This is a genomic window from Xanthomonas sp. 3058, assembly GCF_014199765.1.
In the GTDB taxonomy this organism is placed as follows: domain Bacteria; phylum Pseudomonadota; class Gammaproteobacteria; order Xanthomonadales; family Xanthomonadaceae; genus Xanthomonas; species Xanthomonas campestris_B.
In genome coordinates this window covers 12,474-35,144 of the sequence record NZ_JACHOF010000012.1, presented here as the reverse complement: position 1 = coordinate 35,144, position 22,671 = coordinate 12,474, and the positions used below count along the sequence as shown (strand labels likewise).

Sequence of the window (22,671 nt, the reverse complement as noted above, 5' to 3'; positions counted from 1 at the left end):
GGAGATGCGTTGGCGTGGGCCTGCCATAGCCATGGCGACAACGCATCGCGTTCCACCCTAGGCGCATCGACGCGCGCAGGATACGGATGTGAGGTATCACTTAGTCCGAGCTGTGAGTGACTTCGCAGTTATCGCCGAATCTGCACGCGGACTGAGAGGTGCAGCGTGCGATCGACCTGCCGCGTTGTCGTGCGCGCGCGGCAATGTAGTTACCCGGCAGCGCACGCAAAAAAAACGGTGGCCGCAGCACATCGCTGCGACCACCGTGACCACACTGGCGTGCGCGGATTACTTGCCGGCGCGGCGTGCGTACTTGCTCAGGATCGCCATCTGCGGCTTGTCGCTGCCATCCTTGCCCGGCTGCACCGTAAAGGGATAGTCCGGCTTCCACCACGCACCGGCCGCCCACCAGTTCCAGCCCAGCCAGACGTCGCTATTCTTTTCCATGTAGGTCAGCATGCCCTCCAGCGCCTGGTTGCAGACGGGATTGTCGGCAGTGCCGAACTCGCCCAGGAATCCCTTCTGCTTGTTCTCGCGCAACCACGCAGTGAAGCCACGCAATTTCTCTTCGCCCACCGTGGCGCTGGTGCATACCGGCTTGGTGCCGCTGTAGTCGCTATCGAGATATTGATGCGCTTCGAAAGCCAGGTTCTTGCCAGGATCCTTGAGGATCTCCAGCGCCTTGGCGTTGGACACGCCATAACTGGTGCTGCGCCAGCTGTGCGCACCGGTGTAGGCAGTGCCCGGCACCAGGATCAGGTTCTTTGCACCGGTCTTGCGGATCGCATTGATCGCGCCTTGCGCTGCATTGGCCCAATCGGGCGCGGAGATGCCGTTGGGCTCGTTCATCAGCCCGAAGATCACCGCCTTGTCGTCCTTGAATTCCAGCGCCAACCGGCGCCACAGGTCGGCCATCGCAGCAGTGGGCACCTCGTTGGTACCCAGGCGATTACCGTTGTACTTGGCGTAGTTGTGCAGATCCAGGACCAGAAACTGCTTGTTGGCCTTGGCCGCTTCCACTGCCTTCTTGATCAGCCCCAGCTGGGCCTGATCCAGGTCGCCGTTGAGTGCGGGTTGCACGCGTTCCCACAGAAACGGCAGGCGGATCGTGTTCATGCCCTTGCCGGCGAAATAACTAAAATCCGACGCCGCCGGATAGGTGTAATCCTTGTACAAGGTGCCGGGTTTCTTGCGTGAGTTGAACTCGGCGCCGGAGAGACTGACGCCGACATACTTCAGGCCGGTGGATGGCTTCTGCGGGCCGGCCGGTTCTTTGGCCTGCGCCAACGGCATTGCAGCGAGCAGGGTCAGGGCGAGTGCGGCATTGCGTAGACCAGGGAACATCGGGGGAGAGCGGAACATGGAAGCCTCCTTCGGCATCGACGTAGGCGGCCGCGTGGGGGGAGGGGGCACGGCCAGCAAGGATGGTGCAGCGCGATACGTTGCTTGGTGAGCCTAGAAGCTCGCGCGTTAGCGGGCCATTCACGCGCGTCGCACGTCGATCGCAGGCGAACGCACGCGGCGGGCGCCGTGCGGCGGTGCAGCCGTTCGCAAGAGGGCGGGCAAAACGCACTGTCGCAGGAGCGCGACAGGCGGCTGTTCTAAGCTAGCGCTCACCTTTTCTGTCGTCGGCATCCGTGGCCGACCACGCAAACCCCACCGGAGCCTTACCCATGAGCAAAGCGCACGCGTACGCTGCCCAGACCGCCGATCAACCGCTTGCCCCGTTCGTCTTCGAACGCCGCGCGCCCGGCCCCGACGATGTACAGATCGAGATCGCCTATTGCGGCGTGTGTCACTCGGATCTGCATACCGCACGCAACGAATGGCACAACACCCGGTATCCGTCCGTGCCGGGCCACGAGATCGTCGGCCGTGTGACCGCCGTCGGTGACGCCGTCAGCGGCTTCAAGGTGGGCGACCTGGCCGGTGTCGGCTGCATGGTCGACAGCTGCCGCAGCTGCGCCTCCTGCCAGGAAGGCGAGGAGCAGTACTGCGAAGCCGGCTTCACCGGCACCTATAACGGCCCGATGTTCGGCGGCGGCGAGAACACCTATGGCGGCTACTCCGACCATATCGTGGTCGACCAGAAGTACGTGCTGCGCATCTCGCACACCGACAACCTGGCCGCCGTGGCGCCGCTGCTGTGCGCCGGCATCACCACCTATTCGCCGCTGGCGCACTGGAAGGTGGGCCCGGGGCAGAAGGTGGGCGTGGTCGGCCTGGGTGGCCTGGGTCACATGGCGGTGAAGATCGCCAAGGCGATGGGCGCCACCGTGGTGCTGTTCACCACTTCCGAGAACAAGCGCGCCGACGCGCTGCGCCTGGGCGCCAGCGAAGTGGTGATCTCCAAGGACGAGGCGCAGATGGCGGCGCAGTACAACACCCTGGACTTCATCCTCAACACCGTGGCCGCCCCGCACAACCTGGACCCGTTTATCAATGCACTCAAGCGCGACGGCGCAATGGTGCTGGTGGGCGTGCCCGAGGAATCGCACCCGTCGCCGGCCGTGTTCAACCTGATTATGAAGCGCCGCACCCTGGCCGGCTCGCTGATCGGCGGCATCCGCCAGACCCAGGAAATGCTGGACTTCTGCGCCAAGCACAACATCGTCTCGGACATCGAAACCATCCGCGCCGACGAAATCAACGCTGCCTACGAGCGCATGCTCAAGAGCGACGTGAAGTATCGCTTTGTGATCGATATGGCTACGTTGGATAAGGCGGCCTGATCGGCGACTGCAGCAGGGTGTGATGCCACTGCTTGCGTCGTTTTGTATGACGCAAGCGGTGGTGGGCTGCGTTGTGTCAACCGCGCGGCTATCGACCATGAAAAAGGTTGATGCCCTAACCTCTATGCGCATCGAACTGTTTTGCCCGGCCTAATGACTGGAGGGATTTTTGTCAGAATGCCGCGACCCGCGTGCACTGAGCCGCGAACGCGCTTCGATCAGAAGAATTGTTAGGCCTATGAGACTCGAGCGCTCAGCACTCCAAGTACACATTTTCCTCGGACAAGCGCATAACCCCAGGCGAATGGCTTCCCACTTGCAGGCCACAGCTGCTCATAAGCTACGAAGTAATCGCCGGAGCGGTACTGCTTCTTGAGCCGCATCCAATCTTTGTTGCCATAAGCAAATGGCACCTGAGGCGCCTTCTTATTTGCCGCCGCGTACTTGAGACCAATCTCTTCCATCTGCACGATGGAAAGAGGCAGGCCATCAAGACGCAGATTGTCCGATTCCTGGCATGTCGCGGTCTGCGCCGCAGCCACGCTACCGGCAGTCAAGATCAGCAAACCGGTAACGAGTGACCTCAGCATGCGGCCTAGCATCCCTTAAGCCGCAGCCGGCTCTTTGACCTGCGCTTTCACACCCAGCAGCTGCACGATGCTTCCCGCTGCATCGCGGCCTTCGGCGACGGCAGTCACCACCAAGTCGGCGCCGCGCACGCAGTCGCCGCCGGCGAACAGGCGTGGGTTGCTGGTCTGGTAGGGCAGGCGGCCGTTGTCGTCGGATGGCGCCACGATGCGGCCGTTGCTGCCGGCTTCCACGCCTTGCGATGACAGCCACTCCGGCACCGTCGGCGAGAAGCCGAAGGCGATGATCACTACGTCCGCTTCCAGCAGCGATTCGCTGCCTTCCACCGGTACCGCGTTGCGGCGGCCGCTGGCATCGGGTTCGCCGAGCTTGGTCTCCACCACGGTGACGCCAATGGCTTCGTCGTCGGCGCCGGATTCGATCGACAGCGGCTGGCGGTTGAACAGGAAGCGCACGCCTTCTTCGCGCGCGTTGGCCACCTCGCGCGCCGAGCCCGGCATGCTGGCTTCGTCGCGGCGGTAGGCGCAGGTGACCTTGGCCGCGCCCAGGCGGATGGCGCTGCGCACGCAGTCCATGCCGGTGTCGCCGCCGCCCAGCACCACCACGCGCTTGCCGTTGAGATCGGGCAGCGCCATCTGGTCTTCCCAGCCGGCGATCGGCCGGCCGTGCGGGTCGTTGCCGCCGACGATGCGGCTGTTCTGCACCAGGAACGGCAGCGCCGGCAGCACGTTCTTCAGATCCTGCCCGGGCAGGCCGCCATCGGTGTAGCGGTAGGCGCCGGTGCCCAGGAACACCGCGTCGAATTCGCCCAGCAACTGCTCGATGCTGACGTCGCGGCCCACTTCCACGCCCAGGCGGAACTGCACGCCCATGCCTTCGAGGATCTCGCGGCGCTTGCCGATCACCGACTTGTCCAGCTTGAAGCTGGGAATGCCGAACTGCAGCAGCCCGCCGATCTGCTCGTAGCGGTCGTAGACCACCGCTTCGATGCCGGCACGCACCAGGCGGTCCGCGCAGGACAGGCCGGCGGGGCCGGCGCCGATCACCGCCACCCGCCAGCCAGTGGGCTGCACGTTGCCCAGGTCCGGGCGCCAGCCCATCTTGAACGCGGTATCGACGATGTATTTTTCCACTGCGCCGATGGTGACCGCGCCGAATTCCTCCAGCGTGCAGCTGCCTTCGCACAGGCGGTCCTGCGGACACACCCGCCCGCACACTTCCGGCAGCGGGTTGGTGGAATGGCATAGCGCGGCGGCTTCTTCGATGCGGTTTTCCTGCACCAGCTGCAGCCATTGCGGGATGGCGTTATGCACCGGGCATTTCCAGCTGCAATACGGGTTGCCGCAATCCAGACAGCGGCCGGACTGGTACTGCGCGTCGGCCTTGTCGAACTTGCCGTACAACTCGCCCCAGTCACCGGAGGTACGCAGCTCCACCGGAATGCGCGTGGGCATGGTCCGGGGCAGGTCGAGGAATTGGAAGGCTTGCTTGCGGCTCATAGGGCTGGGATTCGGGAGTTGGGATTGGGGATTCGCAACAGCGGGCGACGGGGGGCGGACGCAGGGCGAATCTCGAACAAACAATCACGACGCTGGAAGGCCGGGAGTGGAGATTCGGGAATCGGGATTCGCATAGCTTGAGCGAATCCCCAATCCCGACTCCCCAATCCCGTCACTCAGGCGGCGCGCCGCAGCGACTCGGTCAGCGACTCGATGCTGGCGGCCTTGGGTTTGACCAGCCAGAACTTGCCGATGTAGTCGCGGAACTCGTCGAGGATCTGCTGCGCCCAGATGCTGCCGGTCAGCTCGCGGTGGCGGCTGATCAGGGTGTGCAGGTGCTGGCGATGGTTTTCGAACCCTTCGGCGGAGACGCGGTGGATGTCGATCAGCTCGTGGTTGTAGCGGTCCACGAAGTCGCGTTCGATATCCAGCACGTAGGCCAGGCCGCCGGTGAAGCCGGCGCCGAAGTTCAGGCCCACCTTGCCCAGCACCAGCACCACGCCGTCGGTCATGTATTCGCAGCAGTGATCGCCGGCGCCTTCCACCACCGCGAGCGCGCCGGAGTTGCGCACCGCAAAGCGTTCGCCCGCGCGGCCGGCCGCGAACAGCTCGCCGCCGGTGGCGCCGTACAGGCAGGTGTTGCCGACGATCGGTGTGCTGCGGGCCTCGAAGCGCGCGCCGCGCGGCGGACGCACCACCAGCCGGCCGCCGGCCATGCCCTTGCCGACGTAGTCGTTGGCTTCGCCTTCCAGCTCCAGCTGCAGGCCGCCGGCGTTGAACGCGCCGAAGCTCTGACCGGCGGTGCCGCGGAAGCGCAGGTTCAACGGCGCATCGCTCATGCCGTGGTTGCCGTGCGCCCGCGCAATGGTGCCGGACAGGCGCGCGCCGATCGAGCGGTCGGTGTTGTGAATCAGGAAGCGATGGTCGCCGCCGGTCTTGTTGGCGATCGCATCGGCGAGCAGGCCGTCCATCTGCGTGGCCAGGCTGTCCGGCGATTCGTACAGGCGCTGGGCTGCGCAATGGCTGCCGTCGTACTGCGCATGCGTGAGCAGGCGTGACAGATCGACCTTGACGCCCGGGCGTGGCGAGACCTCCAGCTGTTCCAGCAGGTCGGTGCGGCCGACGATCTCGTCCAGCGAACGCACGCCCAGGTACGACAGCCACTGCCGCACTTCTTCGGCCAGCAGGCGGAAGAAATACTCCACGCGCTCCGGCAGGCCGGTGAAGTAGTTCGCACGCAGGCGCTCGTCCTGGGTGGCCACGCCGGTGGCGCAGTTGTTGAGGTGGCAGATGCGCAGGTACTTGCAGCCCAGCACGATCATCGGCGCGGTGCCGAAGCCGAAGCTGTCGGCGCCCAGCAGCGCGGCCTTGACCACGTCCAGGCCGGTCTTCAGGCCGCCGTCGGTCTGCAGGATGGTGCGGTCGCGCAGGTCGTTGGCCACCAGTGCCTGGTGCGACTCGGCCACGCCCAGTTCCCACGGCACGCCGGCATAGCGGATCGAGCTGACCGGGCTGGCGCCGGTGCCGCCGTCGTGGCCGGACACGGTGATCAGATCGGCGCCGGCCTTGACCACGCCGGCGGCAATCGTGCCGACGCCGGCATGCGCGACCAGCTTCACCGACACCAGTGCGGTCGGGTTGACCTGCTTGAGGTCGTAGATCAGCTGGGCCAGGTCTTCGATGGAATAAATGTCGTGATGCGGCGGCGGCGAGATCAGGCCGATGCCGGGCTTGGCGTAGCGCAGCCGGGCGATCAGCTCGTTGACCTTGTGGCCGGGCAGCTGGCCGCCTTCGCCGGGCTTGGCGCCCTGGGCGACCTTGATCTGCAGCACTTCGGCGTTGACCAGGTACTCCGGGGTCACGCCGAAGCGGCCCGAGGCCACCTGTTTGATCTTGGAGCGCTTCTCGGTGCCGTAGCGGGCCGGGTCTTCGCCGCCTTCGCCGGAGTTGCTGCGCCCGCCCAGGCGGTTCATCGCAATGGCCAGCGCCTCGTGCGCCTCGGGCGACAACGCGCCCAGGCTGATAGCGGCGGTGTCGAAGCGACGCAGCACGTCACTGGCCGGGGCGACCTCGTCCAGCGGGGTCGGGGTGTCGGCACGCTTGAGCTGGACCAGATCGCGCAGCGTGGAGGCTGGGCGCGAATGCACCGCATCCACGTATTTCTGCCAGTCGCCGGCATCGCCGGTGCGGGTGGCGCGCTGCAGCGTCATCACCACGTCCGGGTTGTACATGTGGTACTCGCCGCCGTGCACGTACTTGAGCAGGCCGCCCACTTCCGGCTTGAGCTGGTCGTTCCAGGCGCGTGCGGCGAGCTCGCGCGCCTCGGTGTCCAGCCGCGGCAGGCTGACCCCGCCGATACGCGCGGGCGTGTCGGCGAAGCACAACTCCACCACGTCCGGGTCCAGCCCGACGATCTCGAACAACTGCGCGCCGCGGTAGCTGGCGATGGTGCAGATGCCCATCTTGGAGATGATCTTGGACAGGCCCTTGTAGATGCCCTTGCGATAACGGCGGCCGATCTGCGACTGCTCGCCGCCCTTGCTCAGCTGCAGGATGCCGCGCCGGCCCAGGTCGAACAGCGTCTGGTAGGCCAGATACGGATACACCGCGGTGGCGCCGAAGCCGAGCAGGCAGGCCATGTGGTGCGCATCGCGGGCGGTGCCGGTTTCGATGATCAGGTTGACGTCGCAGCGCAGGCCCACCTTGCACAGGTGGTGATGCACCGCGCCGGTGGCCAGCAGCGCATGCGCCATCGGCCGGTCCGGCACCGGGTAGCGGTCGGACAGCAGCAGCATCACCGCGCCATCGCGGGCGGCGGCTTCCACTTCCTGGCAGATGCGCTCCAGGCCGGCCTTCAGCCCTTCTTCGACGCTGTAGGACAGGTCGATCAGGCGATTGCGCGCGACGTACTGCTCCATCTTCAGCAGCTGGCGCAGCTTGCGCTGGCTGAGCACCGGCGAATTCAGGATGACGTGGTTCACCGTCTCCGCGCCGGCATGGAAGATGTTGGTCTCCTTGCCGAGCTGGGTGGTGAGCGACATCGCGATGCCTTCGCGCAGCGGGTCGATCGGCGGGTTGGTGACCTGCGCGAACGCCTGGCGGAAGTAGTCGTACAACGGGCGCGTTTGACGGCTGAGCACCGCCATCGGGGTGTCGTCGCCCATCGAGCCGGTGGCTTCCTGCTCGGTCTCGGCCAGCGGGCGCAGGATCTGCTCCACTTCTTCGATGCTGAGCTGGAACAGCTTGTGGTAGCTGCGCAGGGTCTGCTCGCTGAAGGGTTCTTCCACCAGCGAGGGGTCGATCAGTTCGGTTTGCAGGTAGGTCACACCCTGCTGCAGCCATTGCTTGTACGGCGCGCGCGCGCGGTTGATGCGGTCGATGGCGTCCGAGTCGAGCAGGTCGCCGCGCTTGAGATCGATCGCCATCATCTCGCCCGGGCCCAGCTTGCCCTTGCGGGTGATGCGCTCGGCCGGCAATTCCCACACGCCGGCCTCGGAGGCCACCAGGAAATGGCGGTCGGAGGTGAGCATCCAGCGGGCGGGGCGCAGGCCGTTGCGATCGAGCATGCAGGCGGCGTAACGGCCGTCGCAGGCGACGATGCCGGCCGGGCCATCCCACGGCTCGGTGTTCAACCCGTAGAACTCGTAGAACGCGGCCAGGTCGGCGTCCTTGAACTCCAGCGACTGGGTCGCCGGCGGCACCAGGATGCGCAACGCCTGCAGCAGGTCCATGCCACCGGCGATCAGCAGCTCCAGCATGTTGTCCAGGCTCTGCGAATCGGAGCCATGCATGGAGATCACCGGGTCGAATTCGGCGATATCGAAGCGCGGCGTCTGCCACACCTTGCTGCGCGCCTGCGCCCAGCGCCGGTTGCCTTCGATGGTGTTGATTTCGCCGTTGTGGGCGAGCAGGCGGAATGGATGCGCCAGCGGCCAGCGCGGCAGCGTATTGGTGGAAAAGCGCTGGTGAAAGACAATCGCGCTGGAGGACAGATCGCTGCGCTGCAGGTCCGGGTAGAACGTGCTCAGCTTGTCCGGCAGCACCATGCCCTTGTAGCTGATGCCGTTGGGCGACAAGGTGGTGACGTAGAAGTTATCCACCTCGCGCAGCGCCTGTTCGGCGCGGCGGCGCGCCAGGAACAGCGCCAGGGTGAAGCCGTCTTCGGTCTGTTCGGCACCGGCATCGACAAACACTTGCTCGATGCGCGGCAGGGTGTCGCGCGCCAGCTGGCCGCAGACGCTGTCGTCGGTGGGCACCACGCGCCAACCGCGGAACTGCACGCCGGCGCTATGCAACTGGGTTTCCAGTTCGGCACGACAGCGCGACGCTTCGGCCTCGTCCAGCGGCAAAAACACCACACCGGCCGCGTAGCGCGTGCCCAGGGGGATGCCCGCATCGCGGGCCAGCCCGCGCAGGAATGCGTCGGGTTTGCGGATCAGCAACCCGCAGCCGTCGCCGGTGAGCCCGTCGGCGGCCACGCCGCCACGGTGGGTCATGCGCGAGAGCGCCGCAATCGCGGTGTCTACCAGCGAACGGGAAGGTTGGTCGTCCAACTGCGCCACCATGCCAAAACCACAGGCGTCGCGTTCGTCGCGCGCGCTGTTGTAGAGACCGTGCTCGTTGAGCCCTTGGCGAGTGCGGGGGGCCATGTGTGCCTCTTTGCGATCTGGGAGAGCGGCGACAACGTTGCAGCGCTCGATCCGTGGAGCGTTTCGAAGAGGTCACCGGATGATCGACTAGACCACAGTTGATGCGGTGCCGCAATACACCGTTACAGCTGCAACGAGGGCGGCTGCAAGGCCTTGTCGCAGCTGGCTTGCCGCCTGTTCGCCGACAGGCGCCGACGTGTGCTCAGCCGCAACGCACCGAGGCGATCACGTTCTTGGCGTCCACTTCCAGATTGAGCCGCTCGCCGTTGAACTCCATGGTCGTCATCTGGCCGGGTTTGAGCACGCGTACCGTCTTGGCGCCGGCATCGTTGCGGGCCTGTTCGCTCACCGTCTCGGTCAGCGCCTGGCCCACCAGCGATTGCACCTGGGTGGCGTCGCAGCTGCCGATCGGCGGCGCTTCGGGCGCGGCGGCAGGGGCTGGCGCCGCGGCTTGTTCGGCCGCTTGCTGCGCTTTGGCGGAGACGGCTTCCTGCTCGTCCGGTTGCGGCTTGCCGCAGGCACTCAAGGCCGCCAGCACGACCAGGGTGCAGGCCAGGCGGGCGGTAGGCAGGACAGAGCGCATCGATAACTCCAGCACGTTGGGGAGCGCCAAGCATAAGCAGAAAAGCGCCCGGCGGGCATCGCTTGCCCACACCGCGTTGTCGCTACGTTGACGCGGCCTAGTCCTACCCGGCTGAACAATCGGCGCCTGTCCTCCGATCCGTGCGCAATGAAAGCCAAACGTGTTGTTCGCAATGCCGCAGCCACCGCCAGCGCGGCCGGCAAGCTGGCCACCGTTGCCGCCGATGCGGTGGCCGCTACCGCTACCGCTGCAGCAGCGAGCGTGGCGGCGGTCGCACAGGCCAAGGCCACCGCGCGCGCGGCCGGGCTCACCTACGTCAACGATCAGCAGCCCGGCATCAGCCGCCGCAAGGCGGGCAGGAGTTTCAGTTATCGCAATGCGGACGGGCAACGCGTTGCCGATGCCGATACCTTGCAGCGCATCCGTGCGTTGGCGATTCCGCCGGCGTATACCGAGGTGTGGATCTGCGCCAAGCCCAACGGCCATCTGCAGGCCACCGGCCGCGATGCACGCAGGCGCAAGCAATACCGCTATCACGCCGAGTGGGCGCAGGTGCGTGGCGAAGGCAAGTTCGAGCGGGTGATCGCCTTTGGCCAGGCGCTGCCCAAACTGCGCCGCCGGTTGCGCCGCGATCTGGTGCTGCCGGGGTTTCCGCGCGAGAAAGTGCTGGCGATCGTGGTGGCGTTGTTGGCCGATACCCTGGTGCGCGTGGGCAATGCCGAATATGCGCGCAGCAATCGTTCCTATGGGCTGACCACGTTGCGCAACCGGCATATGGAATTCCTGCGTGGCGGACGTGCGCGGCTGAAGTTCCGCGGCAAGAGCGGCCAGGACCACGATATCGAAGTGGACGACAAGCAACTGGTCAAACTGATCCGGCAGTGCCAGCAATTGCCGGGGCAATCGCTGTTCCAGTACCGCGACGACGACGGCCAGCTGCAGCCGGTGGATTCGGGCGAGGTCAACGAGTATCTGCGCGAGGCGATGGGCGAGGATTTCACCGCCAAGGATTTCCGCACCTGGGGCGGCACGTTGGCTGCCTTGCAACGCCTGGCGCGCTTGCCGCTACCCGAACGCATGAGCGAACGCGCGCTGACCCAGGTGCAGAACGATGTCATCCGCGAAGTGGCCGATGCGCTGGGCAATACGCCCTCGGTGTGTCGCAAGGCCTATATCGACCCGTGCGTGTTCGCAGGCTGGCGCGCCGGCCAGTTGCAGGCCATGGCCACCGGCGTGCGTGGCGAGCGCCAATGGGAGGCGGCCACGCTGCGGTTTCTGACCGACTCGCGCAGCAAGTCCAGGCAGCCGGTGAAGGCCACCAAACGCACGTGAGCAGGATTGGCGGTGTCGTGATCGCGGCCGGTTGATTGGCAGGGGTAACCGCCTGCCACCCCTGGCCCGCGCCCGGCAAGCGGTTAGCCGCAGTAGATCGCGGTGATGCTGTTGTTCGGGCCGGTCTCGATGGTGAGGTGATCGCCACCGGTGCTGCTGGCACCCTGTGCCGGGTCGGCCAGGCCGCTGGCCGTGGTGCCGCCCGTTGCGCGTTCGCTACGGCGCACGCTGACCTGCAGGCTGTCGCTGTCCACGCGGGCCCGCTCGATGGTCTGCGCCGCCGCTGCCAGCCCGACCGCTCCACGCACGCTATCGCTATGGCATTGGCCGGAGATGACCCCGTCGATGGGCTGCACCTGGGCGACCTGGTTGGATGCGCAGGACGACAACAGCAGGACGGCAGCGAGCGGAGCAAGGGTGCGGATCATCGGGGGACCTCCAGCGCAAGAATGGCGCAAGCGTGAAGGTTTCGTTGTTGGTGTGGCATGAAGACCGCCGGCTGCGCGCAAGGCCGCGCCACGCGTGTGCGGCGATCGGCCGGCGTGCCGTTGGTCGGATTGCCTGCTGCGCCAGGAAGGAGGCGGTGTGCGGATGCGCAGGGCGGCAGTGACTGGGCGCAAGAGGTGCCGCAGCGGTGGTGCGGTTTCGTTTGCCGGCGCGCGCGCCTTATGCTCGGGTTTGGTATCCAGCCCATTGTCGTGGCTCCCACGTCCCCACTCACGCGAGGCACCACCATGAACGTGCTCCATCTCGACTCCAGCATCCTTGGCGATTATTCGGCCAGCCGTCAGCTGTCGGCCGCCACTGTCGCCAAGTTGCAGTCCGGCAGCCGCAATGTCGTGCTCACCTACCGCGATCTGGCGGCCGAGCCGCTGCCGCATCTGTCCGGCGCGCACCTGGCCGCCCAGCAGAACGCCAGCGGCGACCAGCACCCCGAACTGGCTGCCGAACTGGCCACCAGCGCAGCGGTGCTGCAGGAATTTCTGGAGGCCGACACGGTGGTGATCGGCGTGGCGCTGTACAACTTCACCGTTTCGACCCAGCTCAAGGCATGGATCGATCGCGTGCTGGTGACCGGCAAGACCTTCCGCTACAACGCCCAGGGCGTGCCCGAAGGGCTGGCCGGCGACAAGCGCGTCATCCTGCTGGTGGCACGCGGCAGTTTCTACGGCGCCGGCACGCCGATGGCAGCGCTGGAGCATGCCGAAAGCTACATGCGCACCGCGCTGGGTTTCATCGGCGTGCAGCAGCTGGAGGTGATCGTCGCCGAAGGCCTGGCGACCGGTCAGGACGCACGCGCCGAGGCGCTGGCTGGCGCACTACGGCAGATCGACGCACTGGCTGTCTGAGACGCAGGCGCCGGCGTTCCTCGCGGCGCAGGTGGCGAGGACACCCGGCCCGGCCACCGCATCCAGGCCCGGCAACACGGCGCATCGGGTGGCATTAGCGCGCGCGCTGCCGGGTTCGCTGCACCACACGGCGCATCGTCGCGCACCACCGATGCGGTCCGTACCCGCACGTCAATGCAGACACCACACAGCGTGTGAGTGACCGGCGTGTGCACGCGACCACACACCGCGTGGCGGCGCTCGGCGGCAAGACGCGCAGTCTGCCGGCCGGTCCGCGCGTGAACCGGCGGGTGGCGGTGTTCTGGTGCGCTATCGATGCGGCCGCAAGGACGTATCAGACAGTTCTGGAAACGCCGTGCCGAAGCCGAGGCGCAGCAGCAATGCGTGACCTGCACGGCGTCGGCGTGCGAGTGAGCCCGTGGCAGCGCAGCAGGTGCCGCAACTGGCGTCGCACGCGGGCCACATCGGTGTGTGCGGCGGCATCGAGGATGCCCTGGGCCAGGGCATCGAACTGTGGCCAGAACTGGCTGGGGTCGCGCACCCGCTGCGGCCACACGCCCAACATCTTGTCCAGGTCGGAGAGCTGATGATCGGTGTGGCTGCGTGTGCTCATGTCGCGACTCCAGGCCAGTCCAGTGCGACAGCGTGGACCGCACCGTCATCGATGAGAGTGAAAGCAAGCTCGGCTTGCGCCACCCCATCGATCTCCAGCCGCGCCTGCCCGCCCGGGCGCTGGGTGACGTCGATGATGTAGGTGCTGGTGCCGAAGCGATAACGCAGCTGATACCCCGGCCAGTCGACCGGAATGCACGGCACGATGTGCATGCGTTCGCCGCGGCGCTGCAGGCCGAGCAGCGATTCGGTCAGCAACCGGTACATCCAGCCGGCAGCACCGGTGTACCAGCTCCAGCCGCCACGGCCGGCGTGCGGCGCCACCGCGTAGACATCGGCGGCCAGCACGTAAGGCTCGGCCTTGTAGCGTTGCGCCGCTGCCGCATCGCGGGCGTGGTGGATCGGGTTGATCATGCCGGCCAGTTGCCAGGCCCGCGCGCTGTCGCCGAGATGGGCGAAGGCCATCGTCGCCCACACCGCCGCATGCGTGTACTGGCCACCGTTTTCGCGCACGCCGGGGAGGTAGCCACGGATATAGCCGGGATCGTGCTCGGTGCGATCGAACGGGGGCACCAGCAGCTTGACGATGCCTGCTTCCGGGTCGACCAGATGCTGGTGCATCGCGTCCATCGCCTGCGCGCTGCGTGCCGGATCCATCGCACCGGACAGCACCGCCCAGCTCTGCGACAACGAATCGATGCGGCATTCGTCCGAATCGCTCGACCCCAGCGGGGTGCCGTCGTCGAACCAGGCGCGTCGGTACCACCGCCCATCCCAGGCATGCTGTTCCAATGCGGCGCGCAAGGTCTGCGCATGCGTGCGGCAGGTCGTTGCGAATGCCGCATCGTCGCGCTGCACGGCCACGGCTTCGAACCGCAGCAGCGTGTCGTACAGGAAAAAGCCCAGCCACACGCTCTCGCCCTTGCCGTCCTTGCCGACCCGGTTCATGCCGTCGTTCCAGTCGCCGCTGCCGATCAGCGGCAGGCCACGTTCGCCCAATCGCGCCATGCCGCGTTGCAGGGCGAGCACGGCGTGCGCGTACAGCGATTGCACGTTGCCGGTGAGCTGTGGCAGGTCGTAATACGATTCCTCGTCGTGCTTGAGTTCGCGCCCATCGATGAAGCCCACGCGTTCGTCCAGCACGCCGGTATCGGCGGTGGTGTCCAGATAGCGGCATAGCGCCTGCGGCAACCACAGAAAATCGTCCGAACACTGCGTGCGCACGCCACGGTCCTGCGGCGGGTGCCACCAGTGCTGCACATCGCCCTGCACGAACTGATGCGCGGCGCAGCGCAGCAGGTGGGCGCGGGCCAGCGCCGGTTGCGCGTGCACCATCGCCATGCTGTCCTGCAGCTGGTCGCGGAAACCGTACGCGCCGCCGGACTGGTAGTAACCGCTACGCGCCAGGAACCGGCAGGCGATGGTCTGGTAGAGCAGCCAGCCATTGGCCAGCAGGTCCACCGCCGGATCGGGCGTGCTCACCTGCACGGTGCCCAGGATCTGCTGCCAGTGCGCGCGCACCGCCAGCAAGGCGGCCTGCGCGGCGGCCACGCCACGGCTCTGGCGTGCCAGGGTCAGCGCGGTCTCGCGATCGACGCCCGCGCCCAGGCGGAACACCGTCTCGAAGCTCTGCTCTGCTGCCAGCGTCACCGGGATCTGGATCGCCGCGCACGGGTCCAGGCCGGCACCGACGCGTCCGGACAAGCGCTGCCGGGCGAGCGCGGCAGGTGCGGCCAGGTTGCCGTTGCGGCCCAGGAATTCGCTGCGGTCGGCGGTGATGCTGCGGCTGGGCGCATCGGCATCGAAGAACGCCACGCGCCCGTCGAACTCGGTGTTGTACGGGTTGCGCGCGGTCAGCACGTTGCTGCCAAGGTCGACCTCGCTGACCACGTGCAGCTGCGAGTGTGTGCGGATGTCGCCGAGCGTCCATTCCACGTAACCGGTGACGCTGAGTCGGCGCGGGCGCCCCGACAGATTCTTCAGCCGCAGGTGACTGAACTTGACCGGCCGGTCCACATCGACGAACACCCACAGCTCGCTGCCGATGCCGTGTTCGATATGGCTGTAGACGCTGTAACCGAAGCCGTGGCGCACCGTATAACGACCGCTGCCGCGACACGGCAGCGCCATCGGCGACCACACCTGGCCGGTGTCCTCGTCGCGCAGGTAGAACGCCTCGCTGGAGGCATCGCCCACCGGGTCGTTATGCCACGGCGTGAGCCGGAATTCGTGCGCGTTCTCGGCCCAGCTGTAGCCGGGGCTGCTGTCGCTGACCACGGTGCCGAATTGCGCATTGGCCATCACGTTGCACCACGGCGCCGGCGTGGCCGCGCCGTCGTCCAGGGTGATGCGGTATTCGCGGCCATCGGCGGCGAACGCGCCCAGGCCGTTGTCGAACACCACCGGTTCTTCGGCTGCGGCCTGCAGGGTGTTGTCCAGGTAGGCGGCGTGCGCGCCGGTCATGGCGTCGCCGCTGTCCAGCGCCTGGATCGGCTCCAGCAATGGCGGCAGCGCACGCGCGCTGGGATGGCGCTGCAGTTGCGCATCCAGCGTGCCGTTGGCATCGCTCAGGATGGCGCGCGCCACGGTCTGCAGCAGCACCCGGTCTTCCTGCGAGATGTGTTCGATGGCGCGCACGAAGATACCGCCGGGGCGGTCGAGCACATTGGCTTCGGGGTCAGCGGCGATCAGGCCCAGGATGGCGTCCTGCAGCGATTGCCGATAGCCGGCCTGGCTTTCGTTCCAGATCACCAGGTCTGCGCGCAGGCCTTTCAGACGCCAGTACGCGTGCGCCTGCACCAGCTGGCGCGCCAGTTCGAGATTGTCCGGGTCGGTGATGCGCAACAGCACGATCGGCAGATCGCCGGAGATGGCGTGGCTCCACAGCGCCGACTGGCCGCGATGGTTGTGCAGCAATACCTCGTTGTCGGCGCGCAGCTGCGGGTCGACGAACAGCACGCGCGCGGCAAGCCGCTCGTAGCGCATCGCGTCTTCCAGCGAGGCATTGATCTGCCGGCGCGTGACCTGGCTCTGGGTCAGCGCCAGATCGAACACGCGATCGGCCAGCCGGCGATCGCGGTACTTGTCGATCAAGGCGGTGCAGGCGTCGCGTTGGGGACCGACGCCGTAGACCATGTCCACCTGCGCCTGTTGATCCGGCGCCAGCGAAATACGGCAACGGATCGCCACGATCGGGTCCAGCACCGAGCCGGCGGCACCGGACAGGCTGGCGTGATCGCGCAAGGCCACCGGATCGCGGGTGCTGTGCCCGCGCCCGACAAACGCGGCGCGATCGGTCTCGTAGGAGATCGACGCCACATCGGCATCGTGCACCGCGACCAGATGCAGCATCCACGGCTGCGCTTCGTCATGCCCGCGCGGGCGGCGCGTGCACAACAGCGCCTGCTTGTCGGCCAGGATCTCGGTCTGCACGAACAGGTTGCTGAAGGCCGGATGGGCTTCGTCGGATGCGGCCGGGGCCAGCACCACTTCGGCGTAGGTGGTGATTTCGATCACCCGCGTCTGCCGCGAGCGGTTGCGGATGCGCAGCCGGCGCAGCTCCACATCGTCCTCGGCGGAGATGGCGATTTCCAGATGGCTGTCGTAGCGCTGGTGGCTGCCCTTGAACTCGGCCTTGGCGTCGGAAAAGATCGCTTCGTAACGCTCTACCGGCACGCAGGTCGGTTGATGCGCGGCCGACCACACCGCGCCGCTGTCCACATCGCGCAGATAGCAGAAGGTGCCCCAGTGATCGCGGGTGCCGTCTTCGCGCCAACGGGTCACCGCCATGTCGCGCGCCCGGCTGTAGCCGCCGCCGGCCGAGGTCAGCATGCCGTGGTAGCGCCCGTTGGAGAGCAGTTGCAACGCCGGTTGCGGCATGTTGGGATCGCGATGGATGCGCAGCGCCATGCCCGCCTCGGTGGCCACCGGGCGTTCGGCGGCGTTGGCCAGGCCTTTGACGTACACCCCGGCGCGCGGTGCGCGCTCCTGCAGCAGCAATAGCGTGGCCTGGAATTGCGGGTCGGCGACAAAGCGTTGCTGCATCGGCGCATCGCGCAACACGTGGTCCAGCGCCAGCAGCGCCATGCCCTGGTGATGCGACATGAACGAGCGCACCAGGGCGTGTTGTTCGCCACGCGGCACGCGCGAGGGGGTGTAATCGATCGCCTCGTACAAGCCGAAGCGCCCGCCGAATCCCAACGCCTGCAGCTGCGCCAGATTGCGGCAGGCCGCATCCGGTTCCACCATCAACGCCATTGCGCTGGCATACGGGGCGATCACCAGATCCTGGCCCAGCCCGCGCTTGAGCCCCAGCCCGGGCACGCCGAACGCGCGGTACTGGTAATTGCGCCGTGTATCGACCGTGTTGTAACCCGACTCGGACACGCCCCACGGCACCGCACGCGCGGCGCCGTAGCGGATCTGCGCCTGTACCGCGCCGCGCATCGAGCGGTTCAGCAACGTCTGCGGGTAGCTGGGCATCACCAGGTCGGGCATCAGGTACTCGAACATCGAGCCGCTCCACGACAGCAGCGTCGGCTCGGCGCCGGTGTCGGTGAGCGTGCGTCCGAGCGCGAACCAACTGTCCTGCGGCAGCTTGCCCTGGGCGATCGCCACGAAGACGCCCAGGCGCGCCTCGGAGGCGAGCAGATCGTAATGGCCGCTATCCAGGCGTCGGTCGTCGACGTTGTAGCCGATCGACAACAGCTGCTGGGCTGGGCTGTAGAGGAAGTCGTAGTCCATCTGCGCCAGTTGTCCGGCGATATGCGCAAGCCGTTGCAGCTCCTGCACGCGCCTGGCGGCCCAGCGCTGTACACCGGGAATCGGGTCGCTGTCGGCCAGTTGTCGCAGCGTGGCGAGCGCACTGCCGGCCGCGTCTGTCGTTGTCGTCTGCAGATCGGTGCTGGATGGCGCAGCTGCGCACTGCGCCAGCTCGGCCAACGCCGCCTGGCAGCTGTCGACCAGGCGCTGTGACCACGGTTCGTCGTCGTCTGCATTGGCCGGCAGCAGCGCCAGGATTGCCTGGCTCTGCGCCAGCAGCAGGCGCAGCGCCTGGTCGGCCTGGTGCAGGCCTGGCGTGGGTTGGCGACGGATGTCGTGCAAGGTCTGCGACATCGCGCCGAGGGCTGCGGTGGCGTCGCTACTGCGCGCCGCTGCCTGCGATGCCAGCACGCCCAGGGTGTCGGCCAGTCCATCGAACACCGCCATCGACAGCGCAGGTGCGTCCACCAGCGCCAACAGGCCCTGCCGCAGCGTCAGCAGATGCCCGGCCAGGTTGCCGCTGTCGACCGTGGAGACGTAGCGCGGCAACAGCGGCACCAGCGTTTCGGTGTCATACCAGTTGTAGAAATGCCCGCGATGGCGCGGTAGCGCTTCGAGCGTGGTCAGCGTAGCGGCAACACGGGACATCACGCCCGCCACGGTCAGGTAGCCCAGATCGTAGGCGGCCAGATTGGCCAGCAGGCCCAGGCCGATGTTGGTCGGCGAGGTGCGGTTGGCCACCACCGTGACCGGATACTCCTGCACGTTGTCCGGCGGCAGCCAGTGATGTTGCGCAGTGCAGTGGCTCTCGAAGAACGCCCAGGTGCGCCGCGACAACCTGCCGAGGAAATCGCGCTGTTCCTGCGACAGCTGCGCCACCGGCGCGGCGGGCTGCTCGCCCAGCCAGGTCATCAGCCAGGGCGCGGCCATCCATGCCAGCCCCAGCGGCAGTGCCGCCCACAACGCCCAAGGCGACCACCACGTCACTGCTGCGACCACCAGCGCTGCGCTGCAGGCCGCTCCGGCCATCAGCTGATGTTCGGCAGAGCCGCTGCGCGCGCTGCGCTCCACTTCGCTGGACGGCGCCCACTGCAGCAGGTGGCGGTGGGTGATCGCCATCCGCACCAGCGTACGGGCGATCGCTGCCAGCTGCAGTCCGGCCTCGAACGGCAGGCAGGCCAGCACTACGCCGGTACGCACCAATTGCTGACGCATTGCCATGCCCACCTGGCGCGCGTGATGATGCAGCCCCAGTCCCTCGGGCGGATGCGCCAGCGCATACACCGCCGAACACAGCCCCGGCAGTAGCCACAGCCCCAGCAGCCACAGCGTCCAGCGCAAGGGTGTGGGCGAGCCCAGCCAGCCGATCAACAGCAGACTGAGCGCGGCCGGTGCCACCAGGCTGCGGCGCAGGTTGTCCAGCAACTTGCCGCGCGACAACCATGACAGCGGATTGCGCGCGCGCCGGCCACCGCGGTCGGGCACCCACGGCAGCAGCCATGGCAGCAACTGCCAGTCGCCACGCACCCAGCGCGCGCGGCGCTTGGCATCGGTGGCATAGCGCTGCGGATGCCGTTCGTACAGGCGCACATCGCTGAGCAGGCCGGCGCGCACATAGCAGCCTTCCAGCAGGTCATGGCTGAGTACACGGTTGTCGGGGAAGCGGCCGGCCAACACCTGTTCGAAGGTGGCCACCGCATAGATGCCCTTGCCGATGAACGAGCCTTCGCCGAACAGATCCTGGTACACGTCCGACACCACGCGGGTGTAAGGATCGATACCCGGCTCGATGCCGAACATGTGCGCAAAGCGCGATTCGCCGCCCTCGCTCATGCCGGTGCCCAGGCCGGGCTGCAGAATGCCGTAACCGGCTTGCACGATCTGCCCGGAGGCGTCCATGCGCGGCACGTTCAACGGATGCGACATCGCCCCGACCAGCGCGCGCGCCGCATCGCGCGGCAAATGGGTGTCGCTATCGAGCGTGATCACATAGCGCACGCGCACCAGCGCGGAGACATCGCCTTGCACCTGCAGGAATTCGTTGGCTGCCTGCAGCGGCGCATCGTCGGCGCAGAGCAGGCGATTGAGCGCTTCCAGCTTGCCGCGCTTGCGCTCTGCGCCCATCCAGCAGCGTTCGGCGGGGTTCCACTGGCGTGCGCGATGCAGCAGGAAGAAGCGGTCGCCATGCGCATCGGCATAGGCGGCGTTGAGGCGGTCGATGTGCTGCGCCGCATGCGTCACCAACGCCATGTCGGCAGGCAGCAACGCCTGCGCGGCATCGAGAAAGTCGGTGAGCAGTGCGAAGTACAGCTGTGCGTCGCGGTTGGCCAGGTAATGCACCTCCAATGCGCTCACCAGCTCGTCGATGGCCTCGGTGTTGGCGAGCATGCTCGGCATCACCACCAGCGTGCGGCAATCGGGCGTAATGCCTGCACGCAGGTCCATGCGCGGCAACGGACGCGGGCGCACCCATAGCGTTGCCACCCAGTTGACCAGCGCGATGCCCAGCTCGCTGGCGGCCAGCAACCCGATGCCGGCGGTGATCCACCACAGTGTCGGCGGAAGCGTGCCGGCGCCCTGCAGCAACACGCCGGTCCATAGCAGGGCGATCAACGCGATCGGCAGTAGATAGACGGGCAGCGCAACGCGTCGCGCGCGCGCGACGCTTGGTGTCGGTGTCGGTGTCGGTGTCGGTGTCGGTGTCGGTGCAGCGGACGTGGCCGGGTCGCGCAATGCGGTGTGTAGCAGCGGCAGGCCTGCATCCAGCAGGTAATAGCCGACGTGGGAGGCCACCTGCGTAGCGGCACCTGCCTGCGCCGCCAAGCGCAGCACCGTCTCGGCCACTGCCGGCTCATCGCGATCCAGGCGCTGGGCCAGATGTTCCACCACATGCCGGTACGCATCGCGGGTCTGAAAATCCATGCGCGCATAGACAGCGGCCGGATCCTTGCGCAGGGTCTGCTCGACCACGCTCATGGTCTCGACGAACTCGCGCCAATCCATTTCGTCCAGAAAGCGCAGGCTGCCGATGCTGTTGCTGATCGATACCTGTTCGGCCGCCTGCCGTTGGCTTTCGGCGTGCACCAGGCCTTCCACGCTGTGGCCTTCGCTGGCCAGCCATTGCTCCACCCAGGCGCTGGCCATCGACAGCACCGGGCCACGGCCCTGGATGCCGCGGGTCAGCTCGGCCACGAACGCGCCGCTGACCGGCGGCTGCGAACGCGCCAGATCGGCCACCACCACCACCACATCCTTGGGCTGGTCGGCAGCGGTGGCGTTGAGCAATCCGGCCCAATGCGCCGCCAGGCCGCTATCGCGTCCATCGTGCATGATGTCGTCGGCAATGCGGCGCAGGTTGTCGATCAACGCCAGCCGCAACATGATCGGAATGGCCCACAGCTCGCCGAGTTTGAGCGGCGCCACCTGTTGATAGGCCGCGATGAAACGGCTCAGCGTGACCGCATCCACGCGCCCGTCGCCATGCGCCACCACTTGCAGGCCCAATTCGTAGACGCGCGGCAGACCAACCGAGGTTGGCGTACGCAAGCGCGGCAACTGCCGGCTGTAACCGGGCGGAAGATGCTGGCGCGCCAGGCGCATCTGCTCTTCGACCAGATAATAGTTGTCCAGCAACCATTCGCCGGCGGGATGCAAGCGCACGCCGTCGGCCGCCATCTCGGTCAATCGGGTTGCCGCACTGCCAAGCGAACGTTGGTTGGACTTCAGTTGCGCCAACAGCAGTTCGCGCGTTGGCCCGGTGTAGAGCACATGCGCCTGCGCCAATGTCCGCCCGAGCGTCTGCATCTGTTCGTCGCCGAACAAGGCCGCGCCGTGCGGTACCGCATCGCGGACCGGAGCGTGTTGCAGTGTTGCTGCTGGTTGGGTGATCGACTGCCACCAGAGAGAAAACGCAGAAGCCTTCCGCTGTGGCGGCATGGAGACGTGACCTGTGCAGCATACGAGCCGCTAGAGCGGCCGATCATGCGCGCTCACTCCGTGCTGCATGTGAAGACAGCATGCAAATCGCGGACCTGCCTTCGTGATTGCGGTACACCCTGCAGTCGGCATTCAATGGGGTTGCATCCGTTGACGGCGTTGGAGGCTGCAGGCGCGATGCATTGAGCAGCATGTTGCGACGCGTGATCGTGTGCATGCCCCGTCGATGCTGGTTGCGCCGTCGATGCAGATGCATTGACGACTGGCGCGTGGTACATGGCGCCCTGGCGATTGGCCGCAGTGGGTGTTGCATGCGGGTTTCTGCGGTTACCGATCAAGGAGTGCTCTCCGCGCGTCAGGCATGCAATCGCCCAATCGCCCAAACGGCGACCGCGACCGCGTGTGGCCCACGCGCGATCACAGCGCTGCCTAACCCGTGCGTGTCAGATGTCGGAGTTGCCGCATCGCTCGACATCGTGATTCGACACCGCCAGATCCAGTGCCGTCACTGCACGACGCCGTGGCAGTGACGCATCACATCCCGCGAGACCGCAAGCCACGCGATCGCATTGTCGTCATACGGCAACAACCAGACGCCAACGCAGAAACGCGTCAGTCAGCAGTCCATGC

At 66.8% G+C, this 22,671-nt stretch carries 11 protein-coding genes; 3 read left to right on the top strand and 8 right to left on the bottom strand.

What is annotated here, in order from left to right:
* Positions 1–288: 288 nt before the first annotated feature.
* Positions 289–1,362 (bottom strand): glycoside hydrolase family 5 protein, encoded by a 1,074-nt coding sequence (locus GGR61_RS14630; RefSeq protein WP_184408312.1) that lies wholly within the window; start codon positions 1,360–1,362, stop codon positions 289–291.
* A 311-nt stretch (positions 1,363–1,673) separates the two neighbouring features.
* On the opposite strand from GGR61_RS14630, the gene GGR61_RS14625 reads away from it, so the two are divergent.
* Complete coding sequence (locus GGR61_RS14625) at positions 1,674–2,732, top strand: NAD(P)-dependent alcohol dehydrogenase (RefSeq protein ID WP_184408313.1); 1,059 nt, start codon at positions 1,674–1,676, stop codon at positions 2,730–2,732.
* Positions 2,733–2,968: 236 nt separating this feature from the next.
* Here the strand turns inward: GGR61_RS14625 and GGR61_RS14620 are convergent, their stop codons facing one another.
* The 4 genes from GGR61_RS14620 to GGR61_RS14605 all read right to left on the bottom strand — a co-directional run bounded on the left by GGR61_RS14620 (position 2,969) and on the right by GGR61_RS14605 (position 10,051).
* Positions 2,969–3,322, bottom strand: a complete 354-nt coding sequence (locus tag GGR61_RS14620) for a hypothetical protein (protein WP_184408314.1) — start codon at positions 3,320–3,322, stop codon at positions 2,969–2,971.
* 15 nt (positions 3,323–3,337) lie between these two features.
* Positions 3,338–4,819 carry an FAD-dependent oxidoreductase gene (locus GGR61_RS14615; protein ID WP_184622254.1) on the bottom strand — a complete coding sequence of 494 codons (1,482 nt, stop codon included), beginning with the start codon at positions 4,817–4,819 and terminating at the stop codon, positions 3,338–3,340.
* 176 nt (positions 4,820–4,995) lie between these two features.
* Entirely contained in the window at positions 4,996–9,468 is a 4,473-nt protein-coding gene (gene gltB, locus GGR61_RS14610; RefSeq protein WP_184622252.1) for a glutamate synthase large subunit, read from the bottom strand.
* Between the two features lie 202 nt (positions 9,469–9,670).
* On the bottom strand, positions 9,671–10,051 hold the full coding sequence (locus GGR61_RS14605) for an I78 family peptidase inhibitor (protein WP_184408317.1): 381 nt from the start codon (positions 10,049–10,051) through the stop codon (positions 9,671–9,673).
* A gap of 57 nt (positions 10,052–10,108) precedes the next feature.
* On the opposite strand from GGR61_RS14605, the gene GGR61_RS14600 reads away from it, so the two are divergent.
* Positions 10,109–11,383, top strand: a complete 1,275-nt coding sequence (locus tag GGR61_RS14600) for a DNA topoisomerase IB (protein WP_184408335.1) — start codon at positions 10,109–10,111, stop codon at positions 11,381–11,383.
* Between the two features lie 83 nt (positions 11,384–11,466).
* Here GGR61_RS14600 and GGR61_RS14595 read toward each other — a convergent pair whose 3' ends face one another.
* A complete protein-coding gene (locus tag GGR61_RS14595; RefSeq protein ID WP_184622250.1) occupies positions 11,467–11,811 on the bottom strand; it encodes a hypothetical protein in 345 nt (114 codons plus the stop codon).
* Positions 11,812–12,117: 306 nt separating this feature from the next.
* On the opposite strand from GGR61_RS14595, the gene GGR61_RS14590 reads away from it, so the two are divergent.
* Positions 12,118–12,732 carry an NAD(P)H-dependent oxidoreductase gene (locus tag GGR61_RS14590; protein ID WP_184622248.1) on the top strand — a complete coding sequence of 205 codons (615 nt, stop codon included), beginning with the start codon at positions 12,118–12,120 and terminating at the stop codon, positions 12,730–12,732.
* A gap of 334 nt (positions 12,733–13,066) precedes the next feature.
* On the opposite strand, the gene GGR61_RS14585 is transcribed toward GGR61_RS14590, so the two are convergent.
* Positions 13,067–13,345 (bottom strand): hypothetical protein, encoded by a 279-nt coding sequence (locus GGR61_RS14585; protein WP_260287953.1) that lies wholly within the window; start codon positions 13,343–13,345, stop codon positions 13,067–13,069.
* On the bottom strand, positions 13,342–21,909 hold the full coding sequence (locus GGR61_RS14580) for a glucoamylase family protein (RefSeq protein WP_184622344.1): 8,568 nt from the start codon (positions 21,907–21,909) through the stop codon (positions 13,342–13,344). Before GGR61_RS14580 ends, GGR61_RS14585 begins: the two co-directional genes overlap by 4 nt.
* Positions 21,910–22,671: the final 762 nt, after the last annotated feature.

Coding starts and splice junctions, on each gene's coding strand:
- GGR61_RS14630 (WP_184408312.1), bottom strand. CDS start 1,362: ATGTTCCGCTCTCCCCCGATGTTCCCTGGTCTACGCAATGCCGCACTC.
- GGR61_RS14625 (WP_184408313.1), top strand. CDS start 1,674: ATGAGCAAAGCGCACGCGTACGCTGCCCAGACCGCCGATCAACCGCTT.
- GGR61_RS14620 (WP_184408314.1), bottom strand. CDS start 3,322: ATGCTGAGGTCACTCGTTACCGGTTTGCTGATCTTGACTGCCGGTAGC.
- GGR61_RS14615 (WP_184622254.1), bottom strand. CDS start 4,819: ATGAGCCGCAAGCAAGCCTTCCAATTCCTCGACCTGCCCCGGACCATG.
- gltB (WP_184622252.1), bottom strand. CDS start 9,468: ATGGCCCCCCGCACTCGCCAAGGGCTCAACGAGCACGGTCTCTACAAC.
- GGR61_RS14605 (WP_184408317.1), bottom strand. CDS start 10,051: ATGCGCTCTGTCCTGCCTACCGCCCGCCTGGCCTGCACCCTGGTCGTG.
- GGR61_RS14595 (WP_184622250.1), bottom strand. CDS start 11,811: ATGATCCGCACCCTTGCTCCGCTCGCTGCCGTCCTGCTGTTGTCGTCC.
- GGR61_RS14590 (WP_184622248.1), top strand. CDS start 12,118: ATGAACGTGCTCCATCTCGACTCCAGCATCCTTGGCGATTATTCGGCC.
- GGR61_RS14585 (WP_260287953.1), bottom strand. CDS start 13,345: ATGAGCACACGCAGCCACACCGATCATCAGCTCTCCGACCTGGACAAG.
- GGR61_RS14580 (WP_184622344.1), bottom strand. CDS start 21,909: ATGCAGACGCTCGGGCGGACATTGGCGCAGGCGCATGTGCTCTACACC.